This is a genomic window from Paracidovorax citrulli (genome assembly GCF_900100305.1).
Classification (GTDB): domain Bacteria; phylum Pseudomonadota; class Gammaproteobacteria; order Burkholderiales; family Burkholderiaceae_C; genus Paracidovorax; species Paracidovorax citrulli.
Map to the genome: position 1 here is coordinate 75,456 of NZ_FNEY01000016.1, position 25,888 is coordinate 101,343.

At 68.0% G+C, this 25,888-nt stretch carries 32 protein-coding genes and 1 pseudogene; 22 read left to right on the top strand and 11 right to left on the bottom strand.

The genetic code is table 11. The features are described 5' to 3' along the window. Positions 1-26: 26 nt before the first annotated feature. From BLR99_RS12520 to BLR99_RS12530, 3 genes are all read right to left on the bottom strand, one after another. Positions 27-995: a TRAP transporter substrate-binding protein gene (locus BLR99_RS12520; protein ID WP_011795689.1), complete on the bottom strand. Its 969-nt coding sequence runs from the start codon at positions 993-995 to the stop codon at positions 27-29. Positions 996-1,103: 108 nt separating this feature from the next. Next, the gene (locus BLR99_RS12525; RefSeq protein WP_074687255.1) at positions 1,104-2,042 is read right to left on the bottom strand and encodes an SMP-30/gluconolactonase/LRE family protein; all 939 of its coding nucleotides are present in this window, start codon (positions 2,040-2,042) and stop codon (positions 1,104-1,106) included. A gap of 5 nt (positions 2,043-2,047) precedes the next feature. Then, a complete protein-coding gene (locus BLR99_RS12530) occupies positions 2,048-2,860 on the bottom strand; it encodes an NAD-dependent epimerase/dehydratase family protein (RefSeq protein WP_074687242.1) in 813 nt (270 codons plus the stop codon). Between the two features lie 65 nt (positions 2,861-2,925). On the opposite strand from BLR99_RS12530, the gene BLR99_RS12535 reads away from it, so the two are divergent. The 10 genes from BLR99_RS12535 to BLR99_RS12580 all read left to right on the top strand — a co-directional run bounded on the left by BLR99_RS12535 (position 2,926) and on the right by BLR99_RS12580 (position 11,480). Further along, positions 2,926-3,738, top strand: a complete 813-nt coding sequence (locus BLR99_RS12535; protein WP_074687257.1) for a FadR/GntR family transcriptional regulator — start codon at positions 2,926-2,928, stop codon at positions 3,736-3,738. Positions 3,739-3,819: 81 nt separating this feature from the next. Next, positions 3,820-4,794: a Bug family tripartite tricarboxylate transporter substrate binding protein gene (locus BLR99_RS12540; protein WP_011795685.1), complete on the top strand. Its 975-nt coding sequence runs from the start codon at positions 3,820-3,822 to the stop codon at positions 4,792-4,794. Between the two features lie 71 nt (positions 4,795-4,865). Beyond that, positions 4,866-5,777 carry a 5-dehydro-4-deoxyglucarate dehydratase gene (gene kdgD / locus BLR99_RS12545; protein ID WP_011795684.1) on the top strand — a complete coding sequence of 304 codons (912 nt, stop codon included), beginning with the start codon at positions 4,866-4,868 and terminating at the stop codon, positions 5,775-5,777. A 132-nt stretch (positions 5,778-5,909) separates the two neighbouring features. Next, entirely contained in the window at positions 5,910-6,626 is a 717-nt protein-coding gene (locus BLR99_RS12550; protein ID WP_074687244.1) for a hypothetical protein, read from the top strand. Positions 6,627-6,702: 76 nt separating this feature from the next. Next, positions 6,703-7,296, top strand: a complete 594-nt coding sequence (locus tag BLR99_RS12555; RefSeq protein ID WP_011795682.1) for an RNA polymerase sigma factor — start codon at positions 6,703-6,705, stop codon at positions 7,294-7,296. Continuing rightward, the gene (locus tag BLR99_RS12560) at positions 7,293-7,976 is read left to right on the top strand and encodes a zf-HC2 domain-containing protein (RefSeq protein WP_074687246.1); all 684 of its coding nucleotides are present in this window, start codon (positions 7,293-7,295) and stop codon (positions 7,974-7,976) included. Before BLR99_RS12555 ends, BLR99_RS12560 begins: the two co-directional genes overlap by 4 nt. A 149-nt stretch (positions 7,977-8,125) precedes the next feature. Then, complete coding sequence (locus BLR99_RS12565) at positions 8,126-9,337, top strand: S8 family peptidase (RefSeq protein WP_233427229.1); 1,212 nt, start codon at positions 8,126-8,128, stop codon at positions 9,335-9,337. 257 nt (positions 9,338-9,594) lie between these two features. Next, positions 9,595-10,215: a hypothetical protein gene (locus tag BLR99_RS12570; RefSeq protein ID WP_074687248.1), complete on the top strand. Its 621-nt coding sequence runs from the start codon at positions 9,595-9,597 to the stop codon at positions 10,213-10,215. Positions 10,216-10,446: 231 nt separating this feature from the next. Continuing rightward, positions 10,447-11,025, top strand: coding sequence for a putative pterin-binding protein (locus tag BLR99_RS12575; RefSeq protein ID WP_074687249.1), 579 nt, complete (start codon positions 10,447-10,449; stop codon positions 11,023-11,025). A 95-nt stretch (positions 11,026-11,120) separates the two neighbouring features. Beyond that, complete coding sequence (locus BLR99_RS12580) at positions 11,121-11,480, top strand: H-NS histone family protein (protein WP_011795677.1); 360 nt, start codon at positions 11,121-11,123, stop codon at positions 11,478-11,480. Positions 11,481-11,563: 83 nt separating this feature from the next. On the opposite strand, the gene BLR99_RS12585 is transcribed toward BLR99_RS12580, so the two are convergent. Then, the gene (locus BLR99_RS12585) at positions 11,564-11,995 is read right to left on the bottom strand and encodes a helix-turn-helix domain-containing protein (protein ID WP_011795676.1); all 432 of its coding nucleotides are present in this window, start codon (positions 11,993-11,995) and stop codon (positions 11,564-11,566) included. A 107-nt stretch (positions 11,996-12,102) separates the two neighbouring features. On the opposite strand from BLR99_RS12585, the gene BLR99_RS12590 reads away from it, so the two are divergent. Further along, positions 12,103-13,383, top strand: a complete 1,281-nt coding sequence (locus tag BLR99_RS12590) for an MFS transporter (RefSeq protein WP_211481582.1) — start codon at positions 12,103-12,105, stop codon at positions 13,381-13,383. Positions 13,384-13,456: 73 nt separating this feature from the next. Here BLR99_RS12590 and BLR99_RS12595 read toward each other — a convergent pair whose 3' ends face one another. From BLR99_RS12595 to gstA, 4 genes are read right to left on the bottom strand one after another with little or no spacing between them, the layout of a single operon-like run. Beyond that, on the bottom strand, positions 13,457-13,786 hold the full coding sequence (locus BLR99_RS12595) for a VOC family protein (RefSeq protein WP_233427230.1): 330 nt from the start codon (positions 13,784-13,786) through the stop codon (positions 13,457-13,459). After that, positions 13,783-14,169 carry a nuclear transport factor 2 family protein gene (locus BLR99_RS12600; protein WP_074687251.1) on the bottom strand — a complete coding sequence of 129 codons (387 nt, stop codon included), beginning with the start codon at positions 14,167-14,169 and terminating at the stop codon, positions 13,783-13,785. The genes BLR99_RS12595 and BLR99_RS12600 overlap by 4 nt, the downstream gene beginning before the upstream one ends. Beyond that, the gene (locus tag BLR99_RS12605) at positions 14,166-14,411 is read right to left on the bottom strand and encodes a tautomerase family protein (RefSeq protein WP_074687253.1); all 246 of its coding nucleotides are present in this window, start codon (positions 14,409-14,411) and stop codon (positions 14,166-14,168) included. The genes BLR99_RS12600 and BLR99_RS12605 overlap by 4 nt, the downstream gene beginning before the upstream one ends. A gap of 23 nt (positions 14,412-14,434) precedes the next feature. Beyond that, positions 14,435-15,043: a glutathione transferase GstA gene (gene gstA / locus BLR99_RS12610; protein ID WP_011795671.1), complete on the bottom strand. Its 609-nt coding sequence runs from the start codon at positions 15,041-15,043 to the stop codon at positions 14,435-14,437. A gap of 115 nt (positions 15,044-15,158) precedes the next feature. On the opposite strand from gstA, the gene BLR99_RS12615 reads away from it, so the two are divergent. Then, a complete protein-coding gene (locus tag BLR99_RS12615) occupies positions 15,159-16,070 on the top strand; it encodes a LysR family transcriptional regulator (protein ID WP_011795670.1) in 912 nt (303 codons plus the stop codon). Between the two features lie 287 nt (positions 16,071-16,357). Here the strand turns inward: BLR99_RS12615 and icd are convergent, their stop codons facing one another. Next, complete coding sequence (icd, locus tag BLR99_RS12620) at positions 16,358-17,617, bottom strand: NADP-dependent isocitrate dehydrogenase (protein ID WP_011795669.1); 1,260 nt, start codon at positions 17,615-17,617, stop codon at positions 16,358-16,360. Positions 17,618-17,818: 201 nt separating this feature from the next. Here icd and BLR99_RS12625 point away from each other — a divergent pair, with 201 nt between their 5' ends. The 3 genes and pseudogenes from BLR99_RS12625 to BLR99_RS12635 all read left to right on the top strand — a co-directional run. Then, positions 17,819-18,037, top strand: a complete 219-nt coding sequence (locus BLR99_RS12625) for a hypothetical protein (protein ID WP_011795668.1) — start codon at positions 17,819-17,821, stop codon at positions 18,035-18,037. Positions 18,038-18,171: 134 nt separating this feature from the next. Beyond that, a complete protein-coding gene (locus BLR99_RS12630) occupies positions 18,172-18,678 on the top strand; it encodes a DUF192 domain-containing protein (protein ID WP_017438192.1) in 507 nt (168 codons plus the stop codon). A 165-nt stretch (positions 18,679-18,843) separates the two neighbouring features. Further along, positions 18,844-19,095: pseudogene (locus BLR99_RS12635) on the top strand (HD domain-containing protein); the annotation flags it as partial. 61 nt (positions 19,096-19,156) lie between these two features. On the opposite strand, the gene BLR99_RS12640 reads toward BLR99_RS12635, so the two are convergent. After that, complete coding sequence (locus BLR99_RS12640) at positions 19,157-19,741, bottom strand: superoxide dismutase (RefSeq protein WP_011795666.1); 585 nt, start codon at positions 19,739-19,741, stop codon at positions 19,157-19,159. A gap of 130 nt (positions 19,742-19,871) precedes the next feature. Continuing rightward, positions 19,872-21,182, bottom strand: a complete 1,311-nt coding sequence (gene xseA, locus BLR99_RS12645; RefSeq protein WP_011795665.1) for an exodeoxyribonuclease VII large subunit — start codon at positions 21,180-21,182, stop codon at positions 19,872-19,874. A gap of 362 nt (positions 21,183-21,544) precedes the next feature. On the opposite strand from xseA, the gene BLR99_RS12650 reads away from it, so the two are divergent. The 7 genes from BLR99_RS12650 to BLR99_RS12680 form a co-directional block, all read left to right on the top strand. After that, complete coding sequence (locus BLR99_RS12650) at positions 21,545-22,171, top strand: MotA/TolQ/ExbB proton channel family protein (protein ID WP_011795664.1); 627 nt, start codon at positions 21,545-21,547, stop codon at positions 22,169-22,171. An 8-nt stretch (positions 22,172-22,179) separates the two neighbouring features. Beyond that, the gene (locus tag BLR99_RS12655; RefSeq protein WP_011795663.1) at positions 22,180-22,605 is read left to right on the top strand and encodes an ExbD/TolR family protein; all 426 of its coding nucleotides are present in this window, start codon (positions 22,180-22,182) and stop codon (positions 22,603-22,605) included. Between the two features lie 5 nt (positions 22,606-22,610). Then, positions 22,611-23,654, top strand: a complete 1,044-nt coding sequence (lpxK, locus tag BLR99_RS12660; protein ID WP_048857579.1) for a tetraacyldisaccharide 4'-kinase — start codon at positions 22,611-22,613, stop codon at positions 23,652-23,654. Between the two features lie 35 nt (positions 23,655-23,689). Further along, positions 23,690-23,872, top strand: coding sequence for a Trm112 family protein (locus BLR99_RS12665; protein ID WP_011795661.1), 183 nt, complete (start codon positions 23,690-23,692; stop codon positions 23,870-23,872). After that, positions 23,869-24,660 (top strand): 3-deoxy-manno-octulosonate cytidylyltransferase, encoded by a 792-nt coding sequence (gene kdsB / locus BLR99_RS12670; RefSeq protein ID WP_011795660.1) that lies wholly within the window; start codon positions 23,869-23,871, stop codon positions 24,658-24,660. The genes BLR99_RS12665 and kdsB overlap by 4 nt, the downstream gene beginning before the upstream one ends. A 155-nt stretch (positions 24,661-24,815) precedes the next feature. Then, positions 24,816-25,472, top strand: a complete 657-nt coding sequence (gene adk, locus BLR99_RS12675) for an adenylate kinase (protein WP_011795659.1) — start codon at positions 24,816-24,818, stop codon at positions 25,470-25,472. Positions 25,473-25,646: 174 nt separating this feature from the next. Beyond that, a partial coding sequence (locus BLR99_RS12680; RefSeq protein ID WP_139160162.1) for a leucine zipper domain-containing protein occupies positions 25,647-25,888 on the top strand: 242 nt, incomplete at its 3' end.

Below are 25,888 nucleotides of genomic sequence, written 5' to 3' on the forward strand. Positions count from 1 at the left end.
CGTTGGGATGGCCCGGGGATGGGGAATCACTGCGTGTCCTGCACGCGCTTGACGAGGTCCTTCAGCTTCGCGTCGGTGATGAACTTTTCATAGACAGGCTTCATCGCGGCCTGGAACGGGGCCTTGTCGATCTCGATGATCTCCGCGCCGCCGGCCTTCACGGTGGCGAGCGACTTCACCTCGCGCTCGGCCCACTGCTTGCGCATGTACGGCACGGACTCCTTCGCGGCCTGGCGGATCCAGCCCTGCTCCTGCGGCGAGAGGCGGTCCCAGGCGCGCTTGGAAAAGAGCAGCATTTCGGGCGCCATGGAATGCTCGGTCCTGGTGTAGTACTTGGCCACCTCGAACGAGCGCGAGCTTTCGTACGTGGGATAGTTGTTCTCGGCGGCGTCGATCAGGCCGGTTTTCAGGCCCGTGTACACCTCGCCCATCGGCATCGGCGTGGCGTTGGCGCCCATGGCCTCCAGCATCGAAACCCACAGGTCCGACTGCTGCACGCGCACCTTCATGCCCTTCATGTCCTCGAACTTGCGCACCGGCTTCTTGGCCGTGAACATGGAACGCGCGCCGCTGTCGTAATAGGCCAGGCCCACGAAGCCCTGGCGTTCGCAGGCCTTCAGGATCTCCTCGCCCACCGGGCCGTCCAGCACCTTGTGCAGGTGCTCCACCGAGCGGAACAGGAAGGGCATGGTGGGCACCACGGTCTCGGGGCAGATGTTGTTCATCGCGCCGATGTTGATGCGCACCATCTGCAGCGCGCCGATCTTGGCCTGCTCGATGGCATCCTTCTCGTTGCCGAGGGCGCCGCTGCTGTACACCTTGATGGAGTGCTTGCCGCCCGACAGCGCCTTCAGGCGTTCGCCCATGAACTTCACCGCGGTCACGGTGGGGTAGTCGTCGGGGTGGATGTCGGCGGATCGGAATTCCGTCGCCTGCGCCGCGAAGGCCGTCAGGCAGGCCGCCACGGCGGCCAGGGTGGTCTTGATGAACTTCATGCTTTCTACCTCTTGGAGACGTCTGTCAGGTGAAAAAAGGAGACGATCTTTGGATGGCGGGCTGACTCGAAACTGAACCGTATCGCGGAGGCCACATCGCGCGGACCATCACTGCGCCGCGGGATCGAACTCGGGCTCCGGCAGGCCCTGCGTGCCAGGATGCAGCGCGAACACGCCGCCGGCCAGGGGCTGGTCCGCCAGGTCCGACTCCGCACCGGGCCGGATCGAAGTGACGAAGAGCGTGTCCAGCCGCGGGCCGCCGAACGCGCACATCGCCGGCTTCCTGACCGGCACCGCCAGCGAGCGGTCCAGCCGGCCGTCCGGGGTGAAGCGGTGCACCAGGCCGGCATCGTTGCCGCAGATCCAGTAGCCGCCGTCCACGTCGATCGCCGCGCCGTCCGGGCGCCCAGGCAGGGGCGCCATGTCCACGAACAGGCGGCGGCCGTGCGGGGTTCCCGTGGCGGTGTCGTAATCGAACGCCCAGATCTTCTGTACCTGCGGATGCGAGTCCGACAGGTACATCGTCCGCCCGTCCGGGCTGAAGGCGATGCCATTGGGCACGATCAGCGGCCCGAGTCCCAGGTCCGTGGCGCGGCCCGCAGCCAGCTCGCTGCCGCCGAAGCGGAAGACGGCCCCCACCGGGGAGGCGGCTGCCATGTCCATCAGCATGGTTCCCGCGACGAAACGCCCCTGCCGGTCGCATCGCCCATCGTTGAAACGCATTCCGGGCGACGCATGCGCCACCCCGGCCAGGCGCTCGGCCGCCAGCGCACCGCCGTCCCGCGGCGCATCCAGTGCGAAGAGCCCGGTCTCCAGGCCGGCGATCCAGCGGCCCGGCCGGCCGGCCCAGGCGGCCATGCAGGCCACCATCTCCGGTGCCGTCCATTGCGTCCGGGCGCCAGTGCGCGCCGACCAGCGGTGCAGCACGGCGCGGGGAATATCGGTCCAGTACAGCGATTCCTCCGCCGCGCGCCATACCGGGCTCTCGCCCGTGGCGCAGCGCGCGTCCAGCACCAGCTCGGCCCGGCTCGAGGGTATGGCCTGCATGCCGCTCATCCCTCGAACGGCCCCTGGGCCGTGAAGCCCCCGCCCTGGAAAACCGCTACGGGGTCGTCCGGCGCGGGGGCCGGCTGCGCCTCCACCTTCGCGCGGAACGGCTCGGAGCTGTCCTTGGGCACATACCCGAGGTGGGACGCCGCGTGGTTGTCCCACCACTGGTCGCGGTTGGCCGAAGCCCCGTACACCACCGTGTGGCCCACGTCCGGCGTGAACAGCGCCTTCTGCACCAGCTGCGTCAGGTCGTCGTAGCTCAACCAGGTGCTCATCATGCGCCGGTCACGGGGCTCGGGGAACGATGATCCGATGCGCAGGCTCACCGTCTCGATGCCATAGCGGTCGTAATAGAAACTGGCCATGTCCTCTCCGAACGACTTCGAGAGGCCGTAGTAGCCATCGGGCCGGCGGCGCGCCAGGGCATCGATGCGCTCGTCCTGGCGGTAGAAGCCGGTCACGTGGTTGGAACTGGCGAACACCACCCGCCTCACCCCGTGGCGGCGTGCCCCTTCGTAGATGTGGAAGACGCCCTTGATGTTGGCCTCGAGGATCTGTTCGAACGGCCGCTCCACCGATATCCCGCCCAGGTGCACGATGGCGTCGCAGCCGGCCACCAGCGCATCCACGGCCGGCTTGTCGGCCAGGTCGCAGGCCACCACCTCTTCGGCATCGCCGCGCGCCGGTTCCAATTGCGCGATGTCCGAAAGCCGCACGATCTCGGCGAAAGGCCGGACGCGCTCTCGCAGAACCTGTCCCAGGCCGCCAGCGGCACCGGTCAGCAACAGTCGGTGGAATCGGGAAGGCTGGCTCATGGCGTTTTGTGTGCGGGTATTTGTCATATGTTGTCGTACAACGCGACGGGATTATGATCACCGCCATGGCCGCCTCCACAAAGGGATTACCCTCACCCACCGCCCCCGCCGACCGACATGCGCCACCCGCACTGCCGGCGCGGCGTGCCCGGGGCCTGGCCCATGCGGTGATGGAGGATTTCTCGGGCAGGATCCGCGACCGGGCCCTCGTGCCGGGCGACAAGCTGCCCACGGAATCCGAGATCATGCGCGCGCACGATGTCAGCCGCACGGTGGTGCGCGAGGCGATCTCCCGGCTGCAGGCCGCCGGCCTCGTGGAGACCCGCCACGGGATCGGGACCTTCGTGCTGCCGCCGCGCGCGGGCGGAGGCTTCCGGCTCGATCCATCCGAGCTCAGCACGTCCGCCGACGTGCTCGCCGTGCTGGAGTTGCGCATCAGCCTCGAAACCGAATCCGCGGGCCTGGCCGCCATGCGGCGCAGCGATACGCACCTGCAGGCCATGGCGCAGGCCCTGGACGATTTCGAGCGCAACGTCCGCAGCGGCGGAGACACGGTGGCGCACGACTTCCGCTTCCACCTGCAGATCGCCGAGGCCACGGGCAATCCGTACTTCGCGGACATCATGAACCACCTCGGCACCACCCTGATACCCCGCACCCGCATCGCGGCCCTGCGGGTGCCGCGCAGCACCGAGTACCTGGACCGGGTGAACCGCGAGCACGAAGAGATCTACGCCGCCATCGCGCGGCAGGACCCCGATTCCGCGCGTGCGGCCATGCGCATCCATTTGACGAACAGCCGCGAACGCCTGCGACTGGCCCAGGAGGCGGCCAGGAACCAGGCCGGCTCCGAGACTCCGTCGCCACCTTCCGCCTAGCGAAACGGGCAGGGATGACCGCCATTGTTCTTCAGGCGGGCACAGTTGTATGATGACGTACAACATTAAGGAGACAGAGACATGCCCTTTTCCCGCCGCGCACTGCTGCATGCAGCCACCCTGGCCCTCGCCTGCTCATCCGCCGCCGCGCAGACGGCGCCCTCCTGGCCCGCCAAGCCGCTGCGCATCGTGGTCCCCTATCCGCCGGGGGGCAGCTCGGACATCATCGCCCGGGCCATCAGCCAGCCCCTTTCGGAGGCCCTGAAGCAGCCGGTGGTGGTGGAAAACAAACCGGGGGCCAACGGCAACCTGGGCGCGGACCTCGTGGCCAAGGCCGCGCCGGACGGCTACACACTGCTGCTGTGCGACGTGGGCGCCCTGGCGATCAGCCCCTCCGTCTATACCAGGCTGCCTTTCGATCCCTCGAAGGATCTGCGCGGCACGACGATGCTCGCCTACTCGCCCCACATGCTGGTGGTGCATCCCTCCGTGCCGGCCCGGAACCTGAAGGAACTGATCGCGCTGTCGCGCACGAGCGATCTGAACTTCGCCGTGACGGCCACGGGCAGCGCACCGCACCTGGCTGGCGTGGCCCTCGCGGCCGCCAGCGGAGCGCGCTGGCAGTATGTGCCCTACAAAGGCGGCGTGACGGCCATCCAGGACACCATGGCCGGCCAGACGCAGGTCCTCATGAACGGCATGCTCGCCACCCTGCCCCACGTACAGAGTGGCAAGCTGAAAGTGCTCGGGCTCTCCAAGGGCACCCGCATGCCCCTGCTGCCCGACGTTCCCACCATCGCCGAACAGGGTGTCCCGGGCTTCGAGTCGGGCACCTGGCAAGGGGTGCTGGTACCCCGCGGCACGCCGGAGGCGGTTGTCCAGCGGATCAATGCCGCGCTGATTTCCGTCATCCGCACCCCCGACATCCGCTCCCGCCTGACCGGCCAGGGCGCCGAGGTGGTCACGATGACGCCTGCGGAGCAGGACCGGTTCTTCGACAAGGAACGCGCCCGCTGGGCCGGCGTCGTGTCGGCAGCCCAGATCCGCCTGGACTGACGCCCGGCCCCGTCTGCAGGAGCAGTTCCTCACCTTCACCGCTTTTTTCCACTCGCTTCCGGGCCTCCGCCATGCAACCTCAAGAACTCAAGACCATCATGGGCTCCGGCCTGCTGTCCTTTCCGCTGACGGACTTCGACAGCGAAGGCCACTTCAACGCCCGCGGCTATGCCGAACGCCTCGAATGGCTCGCCCCGTACGGCGCCAGCGCCCTCTTCGCGGCCGGCGGCACGGGCGAATTCTTCTCGCTCACCGCCGACGAGTACCCGGCCATCATCGAGACCGCCGTGCAGACCTGCCGCGGCAAGGTGCCGATCATCGCGGGCGCCGGCGGCCCGACGCGCTTCGCCATCCAGTGCGCCCAGGCCGCCGAGAAGGCCGGCGCCCACGGCATCCTGCTGCTGCCGCACTACCTCACCGAGGCCGGCCAGGAGGGCCTGGCAGCACACGTCGAGGCCGTCTGCAAGAGCGTGAAGTTCGGCGTCATCGTCTACAACCGCGGCCAGAGCCGCTTCACGCCCGAGACGCTCGCGCGCCTGGCCGAGCGCAACGCCAACCTCGTGGGCTTCAAGGACGGCGTCGGCGACATCGAGCTGATGAACTCCATCTACATGAAGATGGGCGACCGCTTCGCCTACCTGGGCGGCCTGCCCACTGCCGAGGTGTATGCGGCCGCGTACAAGGCCCTGGGCACACCGGTGTATTCCTCGGCGGTTTTCAACTTCATCCCGAAAACGGCGATGGACTTCTATCACGCGGTGGCGAACGACGACCAGGCCACGCAGCACCGGCTGCTGCGCAGCTTCTTCATGCCCTACCTGGCATTGCGCAACCGCATGCCGGGCTATGCGGTGAGCATCGTGAAGGCCGGAGCGAAGATCGTCGGGCACGACGCGGGACCGGTCCGCGCGCCGCTCACCGACCTCAAGGCCGACGAGATGGCCGCCCTCAAGGCACTCATCGACCAGCTCGGTCCGCAGTAAGCGGAACCGCCAACGAGACGCTGCGCGGCGCGTGCCGCGAGGAAGCTTCCCGGGCGCCGCGGGATGCGGCGTCCGGGGGGTACCCGACGACGAACTGCCGGAAGCCTCCGGAACCCGCTCTAAACTGCGCGCATGCCCTGTACAGCGCGCCCCCCACAGCCCACGCATACCGCCTGCGGCCTCTGCCTGCTGCTGGCCTGCGCGCTTCCGGTGGCCGGCACGGCCCAGACCCGGGACGTCTCCGGCGAACTGGCCGTCAGCAGCGACCTGATCGAACGGGGAATTTTCGTGGGCCGCCCCCGGCCCATCGTCCAGGGCCTTCTCAGCTTCTACGACGCCCGCGGCTGGTCCGCCAGCGCCGCGCTCGGCATGCAGACCTATGGTTCCCGCTCCACGCGCGCCATCGTGCGGGGCGCCTACGACGGCGTGATCGACAACGACTGGCAGTACCAGGCATCGCTGCAGTACTACGCCTACCCGGGGGACCCGTTCTTCCGCCTGTTCGACCGCGCCGAAGCCACGGTGAGCACCAGCTTCCGGGACGTCTTCACCCTCGGCCTGTCCGCGTTCCGCTACGTCCACACCCGGGACGAAATCTCCCCCATGCGCTGGGCGCTCGACGCGGGCGCCCGCTGGCCGCTGGCGCCCCGGTGGTCCCTGGTCGGCTCGCTCGGCGTCTCGGCCGTGCGCCCCCGCGGCCAGTACGCCTACGGCAGCGTGGGAACCACGTGGGCGGCCGGCCCCTGGCGCGCCGAGCTGAACTACCTTGCGTCCGACCGCTGGGCGCAGCGCCATATCATGGGTGCCAGCGCGGGCCGCTGGACCGTCACCGTCATCCGCACCTTCTGAGGCGGACCGGCGTGCAACCTTTCCGCTGCACAGGCGCACCCACCGCAACCAGGACGGCACGTTTTCCCGGTGGCCCATGACCGCTCACTATCCAGACAATTCCCACGACCTTGCACTGCTGCACGCGATCGCGGCGGGCGACCGCGATGCGCTGGCCACCCTCTACCGCGGCTACCATCGTCGCCTGGGCCAGTTCCTCACCCGCCTCACGCGCCGCACGGACCTGATCGAGGAGATCATCAACGACTGCTTCTGGGTGGTCTGGCAGAAGGCCGGCACGTTCCGCGGGGATTCCCGCGTCTCCACCTGGATCATGGGCATCTCCTACCGCTGCGGACTCAAGGTCCTGCGGCAGAGCGGCGGCCTGGATGCGAGCGACGACGCGGACGACGGAGCGGCCGCGGAACGGAACCACCCCGGCATCAACCCCGGCGATGACCGCGAGCTGAGGGACTGGCTGGCCAAGGGCCTCGCCCGGCTGTCGGCGGACCAGCGCCTCGTCCTCGAACTCGCCTACACCCACGGACACTCGATCGAGGAGATCGCCGTCATCACGCAGGCCCCCGTGGGCACCGTCAAGGCCCGCATGTTCCATGCGCGCGTGAAACTGCGCAACCTGCTGCCCGGACTGGCGGTAGGCGGCACCGGCACCCAGGATATCCAACCATGACGACATTCCCCCCCGCATCCGCCCATGGCCAGGACCAGGACCGGTCCCACCTGCTCACGCAGGAACTGCTGCCGTGGATCGTGAACGGCACGGCCACCGACGAGCAGCGCGCCGCGGCCGCGGGGCACCTCGCCGCCTGCCCGGACTGCCAGGCGGAACTGGCGCTGCAGGAGCGCATCCAGGCAGGCCTGCAGCTCCAGCCGGCCGCGGCGCTTCCCGATTGCGACGCGGGCTTGCAGCGGCTCATGCAGCGCATCGACCTCGATGCCCTGTGCGACCAGCCCGCCCCGCAAGCCGTGCCCCAGCCACGGCGGCACGGATGGTCCACCTATGCGCTGGCAGCCGTGGCGCTGCTGCAGACCGCGGCCCTCGCGCTCGTGGGCTACCGCATGGCGGACCAGGAGTCCTCCCCGTACCGGATGTTCAGCAGCCCGCAACCCACCCCCGACGCGGCGACTGGCGCGCAGGGCATGATCCGGGCGGTTCCCGACGAGCGGCTCACGCTGGCCGCCTGGAATGCGGCGCTGGCGGGCTCCGGCCTGCAGGTGGTCGGAGGCCCCAACGCCATGGGAGCCTATACGCTGGCCCCCCTGCCCGGAACCTCCGGCACACAGGCGCTGGAGCGACTGCGGGCCACGGCGGGCATGCGGCTGGTCGAGCCCGCGGGGGATGCGCAGTGAAACGCGCCATGGAACGCCTGCGCAGGCCTGCTCTGCTTTCGGCCCTGGCCCTGCTCGCCGCCTGTGCGAACCCATCCCCGGGCGCGCCCCCGTCCGTGCCAGCCGCGCCGGCACCGGGAGCCACGGCGCCGGAGGCCGCGGACCTTTCCATGCGGGAAAACAGCAGCCGCTACGTCATCGTCGCGCTCGCCAACCCGCTGCAGCGGGTTCCCGTGCGGGCGGCCACCAGCCTGGCCGGCTACGGAGCGCCGCCGAGGTACACCACCGGCATGCACGCCGCCACCCTCGTGGAGCAGATCGCGCGGGAGCACCGGCTCGTCCAGGCCGCCGCCTGGCCCATCCCTTCGCTGAACGTGCACTGCATCGTGTTCGAGATCCTGGACAGCCGTCCGCGCGAGGAAGTGCTCGCGGCCCTCGCCAAGGATGACCGCATCGCCCTCGCCCAGCCGCTGCAGGACTTCTCGGTCCAGGAACAGCCGACGGCCAGAACGGCGGACGCCGCTGTGGCCTACAACGATCCCTACGCCCCGTTGCAGCGTGGATTCATCGGCACGTCCGCCGCGCAGGCCCACCGCGTCACCACCGGCCGCGGCACGCACGTGGCTGTCATCGATACCGGTGCGCAGACAGGGCATCCGGACCTCCAGGGGCGCATTCTCGAAACCCACAACCTCGTGGACGACGATGCCGGCGCCTTCCAGAAGGACCGGCACGGTACCGAAGTGCTGGGCATCATGGCCGCCACCGGCAACAACCTGCAGGGCATCGTCGGCATGGCCCCCGCCGCCCGGTTCAGCCTCTACAAGGCCTGCTGGTACCCCGCCCAGCCGCCGGGCAGCGGCGCGCGCTGCAACTCGTTCACGCTCGCAAAGGCGCTCGTCGCCGTGATGTCCTCCGACGCACGGATCGTCAACATGAGTCTCGGCGGCCCGAGCGACCCCCTTCTCGGGCAGTTGCTCTCCCAACTCGTCGGCCAGGGCCGGATCATCGTCGCCGCCGTACCTGCGGGCGGCCAGCGCGGCGGTTTCCCCGCAGGCGTGCCCGGCGTGCTCGCCGTGGATTCCGCCGGGGCACCGCGCACGCCTTCCCCCGGCGGCGTACTGCTCGCCCCCGGCACGGACATCCTCACCCTCCAGCCGCAGGGACGATACGACTTCGCCTCGGGATCCTCCATGGCCGCTGCCCACGTGAGCGGCATGGTGGCGCTGCTCCAGTCGGTGGAGCCCCGCCTCGACAGGGACACCGTCGAGAGACTGCTGCTGCGCAGCGAAAACCAGGACGGCGCCCAGCCCGCCATGGTGAACGCCGAGCGTGCGCTGGCCACGCTCTCTTCTTCCAGCCCGCGCTTCGCCGCCCGCTGAAAGCGCCAGGCAGGCGGGCAGCCCCGAGCCCCTCCCGCCGCCGGCCTCCACCATTTTCCGGGCAGGGCCCGGCACGTCTCCACGTCCGCATCGCACGGCCTGTGCGCGCCGTCGCGCCTGCGCGCGCAGGGGTTCCGCGGCTCCCGCCGCATTGAACCAGCCAATGGGCGCGATCAATGAAACCGATCGGCCGGGCAACGCGCAAAAAGCGCAAAAGCAGCACCCACGACGGTCCTTTTCTGATTGCTGAATCACCCATGTTTACCAAGAACGCACTGGTTTTCCTCCACCTGCTGGCCATGGCCGTCGCCATCGCGAAGATGCTGGAATACGACTTCCGATTCCTCGGCATGGTCCACCGACCCATCACCGTGGAGCGCCGCGACGAACTGCGGCGCACCAAGGCCACCATGACGGCGGCGCTGTGGCTGCTCTGGGCCACGGGCCTGCTGTTCGTCTATATCGGCTATGCCCAGGACCCCGCCTACGTGATGAACGAAAAGCTCTGGATGAAGATTCTGGCGGTGAGCGTGCTCACGCTGAACGGCATGCTCATGCACCGCTTCGCATTTCCCCTCATGATGCAGGGCGGGGTCTTCCTGGAATTCCCGCTCGGGAGAATGCTCGGCCTCACCCTGTTCGCCGCGGTCTCCTCCGTGTCCTGGCTCTATGCGTCCTTCCTGGGCATCGCGCGCTCGTGGAACCACGTCATGCCCTTCCAGCACGCCCTGGCGATCTACCTGGGCCTGCTCCTGCTGGCGGCATGCGGCTCCATGGCCCTGATGGCGACCCTGCGGCACCTGTACCAGCGCGCTCCGGAAGCATTCACCCTGCCCGTGCGGACATGGAAGAAGGACACGTCTTCCAGCACCACCTGACTCCGCCCAACCGGCGTTCGGCCGCGGCGTCTTCCGGGAAGTGCGCGCGTTGCCCGCATGCGTGCGCGCGGTCGCATACCCGGCATGGGACCCGGCTTCCGCCATAGCAGAGGCTTGTTCCGGCAAAAAGGCATGGCCCGTCATCCACCGCATGCCGGGCTGTTTCTCTTCCACGGCCCCCCGGACCCGGTTCCGTGCCATGCTTGCGTCCTTAGCAACCAGTGGACGCCCATGCAAAAACGTCGCTTCCTGACCCACCTCGGCCTTGCCGGCATGCTGCCCGCCGGCACGGCGCTGGCCCATGCGCCGGCCCAGGCGCAACCCGCGCTGCTCACCGTCGCCGGCGCCATCCGACACCCCAACCGCGGGGCGCTCCATCCCACGGAAGACCTGCTGGCCGCCAAGCAGGGCGTGCAATTCAGCCAGGCCCGCAGCTTCGATGCGATGGCACTGCAGCAGTTGCCGGCCGTCTCCATCACGCCCACGCTGGAATACGATGCCCGGCGCCATACCCTCGAAGGCCCGCTGCTCGCCACCGTGATCGCAGCCGCCGGCGTTCCGGCGGACAGCACCGCGACCCTGGTGCTGCGCGCCGTGGACGGCTACAACGCCTCCCTGAGCGTGGCCGACGCCGTACGCTTGCGCATGGTCGTCGCGCTGCGCATGGACGGCGCCCCGCTGCCGCTCGGCGGACTCGGGCCCCAGTGGGCCGTCTATGACGCGGACGCCTTGCCCCAGTTCAAGGACAAACCGCTGAAGGAGCGTTTCGCGCTCGCCCCGTGGGGGCTCTATCTGGTCGAAGTACGCTAGGGCGGCCCGAGGATTCTGCTGCGCGGCGGGCCCGGGAGCGGCGTTGGCGCTATGATCCAGCGCGATCACGCACCCTCAGCCCCAACAAAGACAGCATGAAGAGTTTGAAGACGCTGCTTGCAGAGCAGGCAGCTTTGGACGCGGCCATCGCCCGCGAGAAAAAGCAGGCAGCCGCCCAGGCCCTGAGCCAGATACAGGCCTTGATTGCAGAGTTCGGGTTCACCGCCCAGCAGGTATTTCCCTGGCAACCCACCAGGAAACACGTTCCCGCCAAATACCTGGATCCGAAAACCGGTGCGACCTGGACGGGCCGCGGCAAGCCTCCCGCGTGGATTGCCGGCAAGGACCGCGACCAGTTCCTGATCGAGAAGACGGTCACGCAGCCGGCCCAGCAGGGCCCCTTCCTGGCCGAAATGGCGGCTGCTGCGGCAGCGGCTCGACGCGACGGACGTTGAACCAGCCCCCTTCCGGAACCTGCTCCGCCGGTCACCCGTAGCTCGCGGCCCGGCGCGACTTTGCCGCGACCGTACCGGCTCCCTCAAGAGTCCATGGGACTCGCCGCCCCGCGCCGCCCGCTACGGGGCGCGGCCTGGGCCGAAGCTTTCTGCAGCAGCCGCTGAAACGACGGGCATGCCATGTGCGAAGGGGCCGGGCATACGGCCGCATGCCGCAGCCCTTCGCTCATCGCACGCAATTTCAGGATCGTGCGGTCGATGTCGTCCGCCTTGGCCAGCAGCATCCGGCGATCGATGGCCAGCTTGCCGTCGGGCGCAAACATGCGTGAAATCTCGTCCAGCGAGAAACCTGCGCTGCGCCCCAGCGCGATCAGCGCGAGCCGCTCCAGCACATCGGGGCCGAACACACGCCGGATGCCCTGCCGGCCGACGGACGCGATCAGCCCCTTCCCTTCGTAGTAACGCAGTGCCGACGCAGGCACCCCCGAGCGCCTGGCCACCTCGGCAATTTCCATGGCTCACCTCTTGACTTCAAGTGGACTTGAAGTCGTATCTTGCCGCGAATGGCAGGCCTGTGCACGAGGCGCAGCGCCGCCGCCCACCCTTTTTTCACCCATTCGCCATGGCCATGAACCCCATCGAACCGCAATTCCCCGCCGATGCAGTACGGCAGCCCTCCTCCCCATGGCGCGGTGCCACGGCCAGCCTGGCACTGTCCATGTTGCTGGCCTCGCTGGGAACCAGCATCGCCAACATCGCGTTGCCTGCGCTGGCCGGTGCCTTCGCACGGCCCTTCCCGCAGGTGCAGGCGGTCGTCGTCGCCTATCTCGCAGGGCTGACCGTTTCGGTGCTCATCGCAGGCCATCTGGGAGATCGCCACGGCCTCAAGCCCACGCTGCTCGCGGGCCTTGCCCTGTTCGCCACCGGAGCGCTGCTCTGCGGCATCGCGCCAAGCCTCGGACTGCTCACCGCGGCCAGGGTGCTGCAGGGCGTCGGCGCGGCCTTCCTGATGACGCTGTCCATGGCGCTCATGCGCGAAACCGCGGATCCGGAACGGCTGGGCCGGGCCATGGGCATGCTGGGTACGGTGTCGGCAATCGGAACGGCCCTCGGCCCCTCGCTGGGCGGCATGCTGGTATCGACGGCGGGGTGGCGCAGCATCTTCCTGGTGCAGGTGCCGCTGACGCTCCTGGCGGGAGCCCTGGCCTTCTTCTGGCTGCCCCATGGCGGGCCCGGGCGCGCAGGGCCTAAGCCATCCTGGATGCACGCCCTGGACCGGCGCATGGTCTCCCCGCTCCTGGTCAATGGATCGGTTGCGGCGGTCATGATGGCGACGCTCGTGGTCGGCCCGTTCTACCTGGGCACGGGCCTGGGCCTCAAGGAAACGCAGGTGGGCCTGGTGATGGCGGTGGGGCCCGTGATCTCGATCTTCGGCGGGATTCCTGCGGGCCGGAGGGTCGATGCCTGGGGAAGCCGGAAGGTGCTCGCGATAGGCCTGGGCCTGCTGGCCTGCGGAGCCTTCCTCCTGTCCCTGCTTCCCGGATGGATCGGCGTGGCCGGCTACCTGCTCGCCATCGCGGCCCTGACGCCCGGCTACCAGCTGTTCCAGGCCGCCAACAACACGGCGATGCTGGCCGATGTCCCGCAGAACCGGCGCGGCACGGTTTCGGGACTGCTGGGCCTTTCGCGGAACCTGGGCCTGATCGCGGGAGCCTCCTTGATGGGCTCCGTCTTCGCGTTCGGCGCAGGCACGGCCGACCTCCGCCACGCCACCCCGCAGGCCATGGCCGACGGACTGCGGCTGACGTTCGCGGTAGCGGGCATCGGGATGCTGGTGGCGATCGCCATCTCGTTCTCCTGGTCCGGTGGGCGCCGCAAGTGCAACGGACCCACTGGTCCATGAACGGCAGGAACGCCCCGCCGATCGCCAGGCATCCCATGGATGCCATGCACGAGACGGGATTCGCGAGGACACGCTACCCCGGCAGATGGCTGACCGCCTCGATGTTGTTGCCTTCCGGGTCGATCACGAAGGCTCCGTAATAGCGGGCATGGTCGTCGGGCTGCAGTCCCGGAGCCCCGTTGCCCTTGCCGCCCGCCGCGATCGCGGCCCTGTGGAAGGCGTCCACCCGTGCGCGGGTGACGGCCTTCCAGGGGAGGCGGCAGCCGGCGGTGGCCGCGGGGCCGCCATACGGCGAAGGCCCGTCGATGAACCACACGTCGGCTTTCCTGCCGTCCGGTTCGGACGCGTCGGGAGAGGAAGCGGGCGACGGAAGGAGCCGGTCCGAACGGGCACGCCCCGTCACGACGGGTGTGTGTCGTCCAGTTCGTAATGGAAGACCTTGGCCATCACCTGCCATCGGCCATCCAGCAGCACCAGCGTCAGCAGGTCGGTGAAGTGCCTGGGCAGGATGGCACATTGCACGCGGGCCATGGCCGTCACCGGCCCCGCGAACTCGATGGCGACGATGCGGTCCTCCCGGGGGTCGCCGCGGCTGGCGGGAGAAGGCCGCCGGGCGACCATCGGCAGGTATTCGTCCATGCGCATGCACACCAGATTGCCCCCTGTGGCGCAGGCATACAGGGCGTCGGGGTGGAAGACGGTGCGGAGCTTTTCCGCATCGCTGTGATAGAGGCCGTCGAAGTAGGCCTGCAGCAGCGCCGTGATGTCGTCGAAGGGTGTGGTCATGCTTGCCCGGACTCCAGGTGCGAAGACTGCGGCGACCGGGCGGCCTCTTCGATCCGCCGCGAGGTCACGGTCCTGCCCGCGACTCCCCAGTTGTCGGTTTCGATCTCGTCGATCAGCACGAAAGTGGTGGCCGGGTTCTTGTCGAGGACACGAACCAGCAAATCGGTGGCACCACGAATCAGCTCGGCCTTCTGTTCGGCCGTGGCGCCTTCCCGGGTGATATGGATGTGGACCAAAGGCATTTTCGATCTCCCGTTCGCCGGTTTCAGCCCGGCAGGCCTTCGGCCTGCATGGCGCTCCGGACCGCGGGCCGACCGGCCACGCGAGACATGAAGTCCGCCAGTGCGCGCAGGTCGGACAGATCGAGTTCCACGTGTCTGGCCCATTTGGTCACCACGAAAAGGTATGCATCCGCCGCGGTGAAGGCACTGCCCGTCAGGAACGGCCCCGGGGACAGCTGCTCGTCGATCCAGTCGTACTTCCCGCGGAGCAGGCGGCGGTGCAAATCCTTGGCGGCCGCATCGAAGTCGGGGTTGAACAGCGGACTGAACGATTTGTGCAGCTCGGCAGTGATGTAGTTCTGCCATGCCATGACACGGTAGCGGTCGAGGCTGCCGCTGGCCGGCATGAACGCGGTGTTCGCGGCGTAATCGGCGATGAACTGCACGATCACGGGTCCTTCCGTCAATCGGGTTCCATCATCCAGCTCCAGTGCGGGTACCTGCCCCTTTGGATTGATCTGGCGGTAGTCCTCACCGGAAGCCAGGGTGTGCGTGCTCAGATCGACCCTGGCGAGGGTGAATGGCAGACCGGCCTCGCGCAAGGCGATGTGTGGCGCCAGAGAACACGTGCCGGGAGCGTAGTAAAGCTTCATGAAATGGATCCTTGTGATGAGAAGGCGTTTTCATCGTATTGATGACGCCGACGTCCAGAAAGGTGGGATCATTCAATTCACTATTGACACGGAATGCCGCAGTGCGGGGGACCTCATGCAGCGACACTTTGAAGACCTGAAGCTGGGCGGCATCGAGCTGTTCTGCACGACGGCGGAGCAGCAGAGCTTCACGGCAGCGGCGAGGGCCATGGGATTGACGCCTGCCGCCGTCAGCCGCTCCATCAGCCGCCTCGAGGCGAGACTGGGCGTCCAGTTGCTCGTGCGCACGACCAGGCAGGTGCGCCTGACCGAAGCCGGGCAGGCGTATTTCGAGCGTTGCCGCCAGGCCATCACGCAATTGATCGATGCGGAAAGGGAGGTCACGGGCCAACAGCAGGCACCGACAGGCCTGGTGCGCATCAGCTTGCCTACCCCCTATGGACACTATCGCGTGCTGCCCCTGCTACCGGCCTTCCGGACCAGGTATCCGGGCATCACGCTGGATGTCCAGCTCACCAATCGCAACATCGACTTCGCAGCGGAGGGGTTCGACCTCGCCGTGCGTGGCCGCACCCTGCCGGACTCGGGGCTGGTCGCCCGCAAGCTGGAGGACGCCGAGCTGGTCGTCGTGGCTACGCCGGCGTACCTGAGCCGGCACGGGCGCCCCACGACGCTGGAATCGCTGCAGGAGCACGATTGCATCCAGTTCCTGCTGCCCAGTACCGGCCAGCCCACGCCGTGGCTGTTTCGGCAGAAAGGCGTGGATGTCGAACACCTGACCAGGGGCGGCATCTGCTGCGCGGAGGACATCCTCGGAACCGTGACCCTGGCCCGGAACGGCGCGGGCCTGTTGCAGACCTACCGGTTCATCGTCGAGGAGGACCTGGCTCGGCGCACACTGGTGCCTGTGCTGTCCGAGTGGGACGGAGCTTCGCGGCCGTTCTCGCTGCTGTATCCGGCGCAACGGCACATGCCGTTGCGGGTACGGGTGACGATCGAATTCTTGCTGGCCAGTCTGGCAGCATGACTCCCGGGGGCTCTCCCCGACCTTTCTTCCGCTCGCCGGATCGCCATCGCTGCCGCAGTCAAGCCTGCGAGCCTTGCCAGTTCCCCCGGAGTTCCGCGCCCACCCGCCAAAGACCGCCGCGCGCCGGTCTGACAGCGCTTCCAATTCCCGCGAAAGGATGGTCACAACGCTCAATCCAAGCTCGGCGCCAGGGGGCGCCCGCCGGACCCGCCCGAAAACGGAAAAGCCCTTGATCCCCAGGGAGGATCAAGGGCTTGCGAAACGTCATGCGACGCCGCCGGCGGCAATCACATGTTGTCGATCATCACCTGGCCGAAGCCCGAGCAGCTCACCTGCGTCGCACCTTCCATCAGGCGGGCGAAGTCGTAGGTCACCTTCTTGCTCAGGATGGACTTTTCCATCGAGCTGATGATGATGTCGGCCGCTTCGGTCCAGCCCATGTGGCGCAGCATCATTTCGGCGGAAAGGATTTCGGAACCGGGGTTCACGTAGTCCTTGCCGGCGTACTTCGGTGCCGTGCCGTGCGTGGCTTCGAACATCGCGACGGAGTCGGACAGGTTGGCGCCCGGGGCGATGCCGATGCCGCCCACCTGGGCTGCCAGCGCGTCGGAGACGTAGTCGCCGTTCAGGTTCAGCGTGGCGATCACGCTGTACTCGGCGGGGCGCAGCAGGATCTGCTGCAGGAACGCGTCGGCGATGCTGTCCTTGACCGTGATTTCCTTGCCGGTGCGCGGGTTCTTGAACTTCATCCACGGGCCGCCGTCGATGAGTTCGGCGCCGAATTCCCTGGCAGCCAGGTCGTAGGCCCAGTCACGGAAGCCGCCTTCCGTGAACTTCATGATGTTGCCCTTGTGGACGATGGTCACGCTGGGCTTGTCGTTGTCGATGGCGTACTGGATGGCCTTGCGCACCAGGCGCTGCGTGCCTTCCTTGGACACGGGCTTCACGCCGATGCCGGAGGTCTCGGGGAAGCGGATCTTCTTGACGCCGAACTCCTCCTGCAGGATCTTGATGAGCTTCTTGGCCTTGTCGGACTCGGCTTCGAACTCGATGCCGGCATAGATGTCTTCCGAGTTCTCGCGGAAGATCACCATGTTGGTCTTCTCGGGTTCCTTCACGGGCGAGGGAACGCCCTTGAAGTACTGGATGGGGCGCAGGCAGACGTAGAGGTCGAGTTCCTGGCGCAGCGCCACGTTCAGCGAGCGGATGCCGCCGCCCACGGGCGTCGTCAGCGGGCCCTTGATGGAAACGACGTAGTCGCGCACGGCATGCAGGGTTTCTTCCGGCAGCCAGACGTCGGGACCGTACACCTTCGTGGACTTCTCGCCGGCGAAGACTTCCATCCAGTGGATCTTGCGCTTGCCGCCGTAGGCCTTGGCCACGGCCGCATCCACCACTTTCAGCATCACAGGGGTGATGTCGAAGCCGGTACCGTCACCCTCGATGTAGGGAATGATGGGCTGGTCCGGCACGTTCAGGGACATGTCGGCATTGACGGTGATCTTCTGGCCTTCGGCAGGGACCTTGATGTGCTGGTAGCTGGTCATGGAACGGTTATCTCCGGTGGAATGGCGTCCGGGGCGGCGCCCGGCCGGCCTGTGCGACAGGCACAAAACGCAATGATTTTAGCGATAAAAATTTGTAGGCCTTGTCTGTCAACGCCCCGGCCTGCGGTATCGTTGAGTCAGGGCTTCGCGGGCCTACGCGGGGCTCGCAAACCTTCCGAAACTCATCAAGGAAACGGCCAAATGAAAAAACTCCTCGCTGTCCTGATCGCTGGTCTGTTCACCGCCGGCGCCTTCGCCCAGGCTCCGGCCCAGGCCCCCTCCACGACGTCCGCTCCCATGGCAGCCGACGCCGCCACTCCCGCTCCTGCTTCCAAGATGCATGCCAAGAAGGCCGGCAAGGGTGCCAAGCACAAGGTCGCGCACAAGAAGAGCAAGAAGCACTCCAAGGCTGCCGCCTGAAGGTTGCCCACTCCCGCGCTGCGGGGATGCCTCTCCCTTGCGCAATCCCCGCCCCGAAGCCCGCTTTACGCGGGCTTTGCTTTTGGCTGATAGGCTTTGGAGCAGCCTCCTTCCCAATGGATGACCCACCTGCCATGAACCACGATCTCCCGTCCGGACCGATGCCCCGCCCCCTTCGCCGAATGGCGGTTTCCCTGGCTCTCGTCGCGGCCTGCCTCGGCACCGCCCAGGCCCGGGCACAGGAAGGGCCGCAGCTCGACCTGCAGCGGGTGGACCTGGCCGCAGGCATGCACCGCATCGACGCGCAACTGGCGGTGACGCCCCAGGAGCGCGAGACCGGCCTCATGCACCGCAAGGACATGCCCTCCAACGAAGGCATGCTGTTCGTGTTTTCGGTGCCGGCCGTGCAGTGCTTCTGGATGAAGAACACCCTGCTGCCGCTCACTGCAGCCTTCGTGGCGGACGACGGCACCATCGTCAACCTGGCCGACATGAAGCCGCAGACGCTGAATTCCCACTGCTCCGAAAAGCCCGTGCGCTTCGTTCTGGAGATGAACCAGGGCTGGTTCGCCAAGCGCGGCATCAAGCCTGGCTTCAAGCTGTCCGGCGCCCCGTTCGCCAGGCCATCGCCAGCACGTTGATGACGACGTCGGCCGCCATCCTCGACTTGAAACCTCACCAGGGAACAGGTCGGATCGGCAGCCCCTTCGACTGGCAAAGCGCCGGTGCGGCCAGGCCGTTCTATGCTCTCGAGGAAATCGAGCAACGAAGGGACAAGCCATGGACATCGAGAACATCAGCAGCGGGCCGGCATCCTGGCGCTCTGGCAGGAGTACGAGGACGCGACTTCGCCCGAAGCCAAGGCCGTCAAGGCGTTGGACAAGCTCGAAACCATCCTTCAGCACAACCAGGGGATCAACCCACCCGACTTCGACTACGGATTCAACCTGACCTACGGCCAGAAGCACACCGACGCCGATCCGCTGTTCGCGCTGATGCGCAGCGTCCTGGATGAAGGCACACGCCAGCGGCTCGCCCAGCAAGGACCGCGCTCGTAAATTTCGGCGAAAAAAAATGCCAGTCAGGCTGGCTGACTGGCATGTTTCAGGCGCGTGGGATTCAGGCCGCGAAATTGCTTTCCGCGAACTTCCAGTTCACCAGCTTGTCGAGGAAGGTTTCGACGAACTTGGGACGCAGGTTGCGGTAGTCGATGTAGTAGGCGTGCTCCCAGACGTCCACGGTCAGCAGCGCCTTGTCGGCGGTGGTCAGGGGCGTGCCGGCGGCACCGGTGTTGACGATGTCCACGCTGCCGTCCGCCTTCTTCACCAGCCAGGTCCAGCCGGAGCCGAAGTTGCCCACGGCGCTCTTCACGAAGGCTTCCTTGAAGGCGGCATAGCTGCCCCACTTCGCCTTGATGGCGTCGGCCAGCGCGCCCGAGGGTTCGCCGCCGCCATTGGGAGCCATGCAGTTCCAGAAGAAGGTGTGGTTCCAGATCTGGGCGGCGTTGTTGTAGATGCCGCCGCTGGACTTCTTGATGATCTCCTCGAGGGGCATGTTCTCGAATTCGGTGCCCTTCTGGAGGTTGTTGAGGTTCACCACGTAGGCATTGTGGTGCTTGCCATGGTGGTACTCCAGGGTTTCCTGGCTGTAGTGCGGAGCCAGGGCGTCGATAGCGTAAGGCAGCGGTGGCAGGGTATGTTCCATGTGCGGTCCTCGTGGGTGGTTGGTGATTCTTGCGTGTGCGACGCCGCGGTGTGACATGCGACGCGACAGGGCGGCATTGTAGGAAGTTAATCGCGTTCCGCGTTGTAGGCGACGGCCCAGAATGCCGGGCTCACAGCGGGCGCGGAGCAGACACCGTCAGATCGATCTCGCCGTCCGATACGGCGGCGCGCACGGCGTCTCCGGTGCGTACCTGGGCGGTGCGGGTCACGGGCAGGCCCCCGCTGTCCGTGAGCAGCGCATAGCCGCGCTGGAGCACCAGGCGCGGGTCGAGCAGTTCCAGCCGCAATGCCGCATGGTCCAGCCGCTGCGCCTGCCGGGCCACGCCCTGCGCCACAGCCCTTGGCAAACGGTCTGCCAGGGCATCCTGCCGCTGGGCGTACCGCTGGGTCGTCCAGGCCGCGCCGTGGCGCAGCTGCTGCGCGAGGCGCGCGAGGCGCAGTTCCTGCCGGGTGACCAGGCCGGACGGCCGCCCCAGCCGCTGGGCGGCCATGTCCAGCCGCTGGTGGCGCCCGTCGAGCTGGCGCTGCAGGCTGTCCGACAGGCGGCCGGCCAGCGCGTCCATGCCTGCGAGCCAGGTGGCCTGGGGTTGCGCGACCAGTTCGGCCGCGGCCGTGGGGGTCGGGGCCCGCAGGTCGGCGCAGAAATCGGCGATGGTGAAATCCGTTTCATGGCCCACCCCGGACACCACCGGCACGGGGCTCTGCACCAGCGTGCGGGCGACCTGCTCGTCGTTGAAGGCCCACAGGTCCTCGATGGAGCCGCCGCCGCGCACCAGCAGGATCACCTCCACCGGCGGATGGCCTGCGCCGCCGCCCGGCTCGGCCATGCGGTAGAGCGCGCGCAGGGCGGTGCAGATCGATGCCGGCGCGGCCGCCCCCTGCACCAGGGCCGGGGCCAGCACCACCGGCAGGTGCGGAACGCGCCGCCGCAGGGCGGTCACCACATCGTGCAGCGCGGCGGCGCCCGGCGAGGTGACCAGCCCGATCGAGCGGGGCATGACCGGCAGGCCGCGCTTGCGGGCGGAGTCGAACAGGCCTTCCGATTCCAGCCGGGCCTTGAGCCGCAGGAATTGCTCGAACAGCGCCCCCTGCCCTGCCCGCTGCAGGCTCTCGACGATGAGCTGCAGGTCGCCCCGGGCTTCGTAAACCGCCAGCCGTCCCCGCAGCTCGACCATTTCCCCGTCCCGCGGGGTGCCGTTGAGCAACATGGCTGCGCGGCGGAACATGGCGCAGCGGATCTGTCCCTGTCCGTCCTTGATGGAAAAGTAGCAATGCCCGCTGGAAGCCCGCGAGAAGCCCGTGATCTCCCCGCGCACCGCCACAGGATTGAACCGCGCCTCCAGCGCATCAGCAACGGCGCGGCACAGCGCCCCGACGTCCCAGATTCGCGGCGCCGTTGCTGGGTCCGGCCGTTCAAACATCGGCGCCACCAGGGTTTGCGGGGAGCGGCACCGCCCCAATAGTCCACAAGCTGCGCGGAGCCTGCGGCGTGGCGGACAGGTGGGCCGGATGTGCGCGCAAGCCACGAGATTCCGTGCAACCTGTTGATTTACAACGATTTTTTGCTGCGCAATTTTTCATCAATCTGTCAAAGTGTCGATTTGGCGCCATGTAGCAGGTGTTACACACCCGGTTGCCCACAAAGTTATCCACAGAAAATGTGGGTGGCTGTGAAAAACGGCGCCGTCGCGACCGGCGAGCCGGGCCCATGCCTGCGCAGCCGCCGGACCGCCATGGCACTGGGCCATAATCGCGGACTGCTTCCATCTGCGCGGAGAGAGAATTGCTGTCGATCATACAAGCCGCAGGCTGGCCGATCTGGCCCCTGATAGCCTGCTCCATCCTGGCGCTGGCACTGGTGGCGGAGCGCTTCGCCACCCTGAAAACCACCAAGGTCGTCCCCCCCAAACTGCTGGACGAGGCCATCTCCGTTTCCTCGCGCGGATTGCCCACGCCGGACGTCGTCAACCAACTGGCGCAGAACTCCGCCCTCGGCGAGGTGCTGGCCAGCGGACTGCGCACGCTCAACAGCCATCCCCAGAGCAGCGAGGCGGACGTCCGCGCCGCGATGGAGGGAACGGGCCGTGCCGTCGCCCAGCGGCTCGAGAAGTACCTCAACGCCCTGGCGACCATCGCCTCGGCCGCCCCGCTGCTGGGCCTGCTCGGCACGGTGATCGGCATGATCGAGATCTTCGGCTCGCAGGGATCGTCCGCCACGGGCCAGGGCAACCCGGCCCAGCTGGCGCACGGGATCTCCATCGCGCTCTACAACACGGCCTTCGGCCTGATCGTCGCCATCCCGACGCTGATCTTCTGGCGGTATTTCCGCAGCCGCGTGGACGCCTACCTGCTCACGCTGGAGCTCGCCTCCGAGCAGTTCGTCCGCCACCTCCTGCGCCTGCGCAAGTGAGCGGCGCGATGAATTTCCGCCCCCGTCCCAAGGAAGAGCCGGAGATCAACCTGATCCCGTTCATCGACGTGCTGCTCGTGATCCTCATCTTCCTGATGCTCTCGACCACGTACAGCAAGTTCACCGAACTGCAGCTCACGCTCCCGGTGGCGGACGCGGAACAGCAGCGCGACCATCCCAAGGAAGTGATCGTCGCGGTCGCCGCCGATGGGCGCTACGCCGTCAACAAGACGGCCGTGGAAGGCAAGGGCGTGGAAGCGATCGCGCAGGCCCTCGGGGCCGCCGCGCAGGCCGGGCGCGACAGCGTGGTGATCATCAGCGCCGATGCCAGCGCCCCGCACCAGGCCGTGATTTCCGTGATGGAAGCCGCGCGCCGCGCGGGCCTGTCGCAGATCACCTTCGCCACGCAATCGTCCGCCAGCGCGGGCCGCTGATCCGCATGGCGCAGCCACGCCGCCGCGGACGATCCGCGCCGGACGCGACGCCGGGGATCCAGCGGGTGTGGCGCCACCGCGGCGCGATGGCCTGGCTGCTGTCGCCCATCTCCCTCCTCTACGGCGCCCTGGCCGGTTTGCGGCGGCTGCTCTATGTCCGGGGAGTATTGCGGGTGGAGCGCCTGCCCGTTCCCGTGGTCGTCGTGGGCAACGTAGTGGCCGGCGGCGCCGGCAAGACCCCCGTGACCCTGGCCGTCGTGCAGGCGCTGCGGCGGCATGGATGGCACCCGGGCGTGGTGTCCCGCGGGTACGGGCGCGGCACCTCCGACTGCCGCGAGGTGCTGGCGGGCAGCAGCGCCGCCGAGTCCGGAGACGAGCCCCTGCTGATCGCGCGGTCCACCGGCGTGCCGGTGTTCGTCGCGCCACGGCGCGCGCAGGCGGCCCGCGCCCTGCTGGAGCGGCATCCGCGGACCGACGTGGTCGTCTGCGACGACGGTCTGCAGCACTGGGCGCTGGCCCGGGATGTGGAGCTGTGCGTATTCAGCGAGGAAGGCATCGGCAACGGATGGCTGCTGCCGGCCGGCCCGCTGCGCGAGCGCTGGCCGCGGCACGTGGATGCCGTGCTGCACGCCGGAGCCGCCCCTGAAGGCGCGGACCGCGCCCCCATGGGGGCGTTCGCCCTGCGGAGGTCGCTCGCGTCCCATGCGGTGGATGCCTCCGGAAGCACCACGGCACTTTCGTGCCTGCGCGGTCGGCCCGTGCATGCCGTGGCCGCGATTGCCCGGCCCGCCGCCTTTTTCGCCATGCTGCGTGCCGAAGGGCTCACGCTGGCGAAGGAAACCGCCCTGCCCGACCATGCGGACTTCTCGGACTGGGCCCCCGTCACGGATCCGGGCATGCCGCTGGTATGCACCGAAAAGGATGCCGCCAAACTCTGGCGGACCCATCCCCAGGCGCTGGCGGTGCCGCTCGTGGTGGACATCCCTGCCGCTTTCTTCGACCGGCTGCACGCGCGACTGCAGGCGCTGCCGCGCCGGCGCTCGCTATGATCGGTTTCCCTTTTTCTGAACACGCTTGTCACGCCATGGATCCCAAACTGCTCGAACTGCTGGTCTGCCCGGTCACCAAGGGTCCGCTGACCTACGACCGCGAGCGCGACGAACTGGTGTCGCGCAGTGCCCGCCTCGCCTACCCGGTGCGCGACGGCATCCCGGTGCTCCTGGAAACCGAGGCACGCCCATTGACCGACGCGGAGCTCGAAGCGTGAGCGGTGGGGCCGCGTCCGCCGGCTTCACCGTATTGATTCCTGCGCGGCTGGCCTCCACCCGCCTGCCCGACAAGCCGCTGGCGGACATCGGCGGCATCCCCATGGTCGTCCGGGTCGCGCAGCAGGCCGCCCGCAGCCGGGCCGCGCGCGTGGTCGTGGCCGCCGACCATCCCCGCATCCTGGAAGCCTGCGCCGCGCACGGCGTGCAGGCCGTCGCGACGCGCGCGGACCATCCCAGCGGCAGCGACCGGCTGGCCGAAGCCTGCGTGCAGCTCGGGCTGGCCGACGACGACGTGGTGGTGAACGTGCAGGGCGACGAGCCGCTGATCGCACCGGCCCTCATCGACGCGGTCGCGGCCCTGCTGCCGGCCCGCCCCGAAGCGGACATGGGCACGGCCGCGCATGCCATCCATGCGCGGGAGGACTTCGCCAATCCCAACGTGGTGAAAGTGGTGCTCGACGCCCGCGGCCTCGCGCACTACTTCAGCCGGGCACCGATCCCGCATGCGCGCGGCCATGCGGACACGGCGTGGTGGCAGGGCGGGCAGGCAGGCGTGCCCGCGGGCTGCGCGCCGCTGCGCCACATCGGCATCTACAGCTACCGGGCAGCGTTCGTGCGGGCGTTTGCCGCGCTGCCGCCGGCCCCCACGGAAGCGCTGGAAGCGCTGGAGCAACTGCGTGCGCTGTGGCACGGACACCGCATCGCCGTGCATGTGGCGGACGCCGCGCCGGGGCCGGGCGTGGACACGCCGGAAGACCTCGAACGGGTGCGCTCGCTGCTGGGCTGAAACCGCGCGCCGGACGCCGTCACGATGGTGTCGCGGCTGTCAGGCAGACGGAAGGACCCGCATGCTATCCTTGCCCGCGATTGAAGCGCCAACCCGGGCCTACGGCAAGCCCCGGGCTTCCGGCGCTGGCTGATTTCAACACTTAGAGGACCTCCATGAGACTGATTCTTTTGGGCGCGCCCGGCGCCGGGAAGGGCACGCAAGCCGCGTTCATCTGCCAGAAATACGGCATTCCGCAGATCTCCACCGGCGACATGCTGCGCGCCGCCGTGAAGGCCGGCACGCCGCTGGGACAGCAGGCCAAGGCCGTCATGGATGCCGGCAAGCTGGTGAGCGACGACCTCATCATCAATCTCGTGAAGGACCGCATCGCCCAGCCGGACTGCGCCAAGGGCTTCCTCTTCGACGGTTTTCCGCGCACCATTCCCCAGGCCGATGCCATGAAGGCCGCTGGCGTCAAGCTCGACTACGTGCTGGAGATCGACGTGCCGTTCGATGCCATCATCGAGCGCATGAGCGGCCGCCGCTCGCACCCGGCCAGCGGCCGCACCTACCACGTGAAGTTCAACCCGCCCAAGGTGGAAGGCAAGGACGACGTCACCGGCGAGGACCTGATCCAGCGCGAGGACGACAAGGAAGACACGGTGAAGAAGCGCCTGGAGGTGTACAGCGCGCAGACGCGCCCGCTCGTGGAGTACTACTCCACCTGGGCGAAGAACGATCCGGCCAACGCCCCCAAATACCGCGCCATCAGCGGTACCGGCACGGTGGAGGAAATCACCCGGCGTGCGCTGGCCGCCCTGGCGGACTGAGTGCCTGGCACAGGGCCGGCGCCTTTCCGGCCCTTGACCGACGCCGCCCTCCGGGCGGCGTTTTCGTTTCCGGACCGGGGGGGCCTAGGTGTGATGTCTCAATAGGTTGTTCATCCAGGCCCGACCTGGGAAGCTGTGGTTACCAGGCCCCAGCAACTCAGGACAGGACACCGGATGAACAGTCATAAGCATGCGCGATTGACCCGCGCAGGTCGAGCCCTTCTGGTCGACAGAGTGCTCCAGCAGAACTGGACGATGCGCCAAGCCAGCGAAGCCGCAGGCGTGAGCCTGCGCACCGGCTACAAGTGGATGGCCCGCTTTCGCAACGAAGGCCCCGATGGCTTGCTCGACCGCAGCTCCCGCCCGCACCGCAGCCCCCAGGCCTGCCCACCCGAGCAGGTCCAGCTGTTCGAACA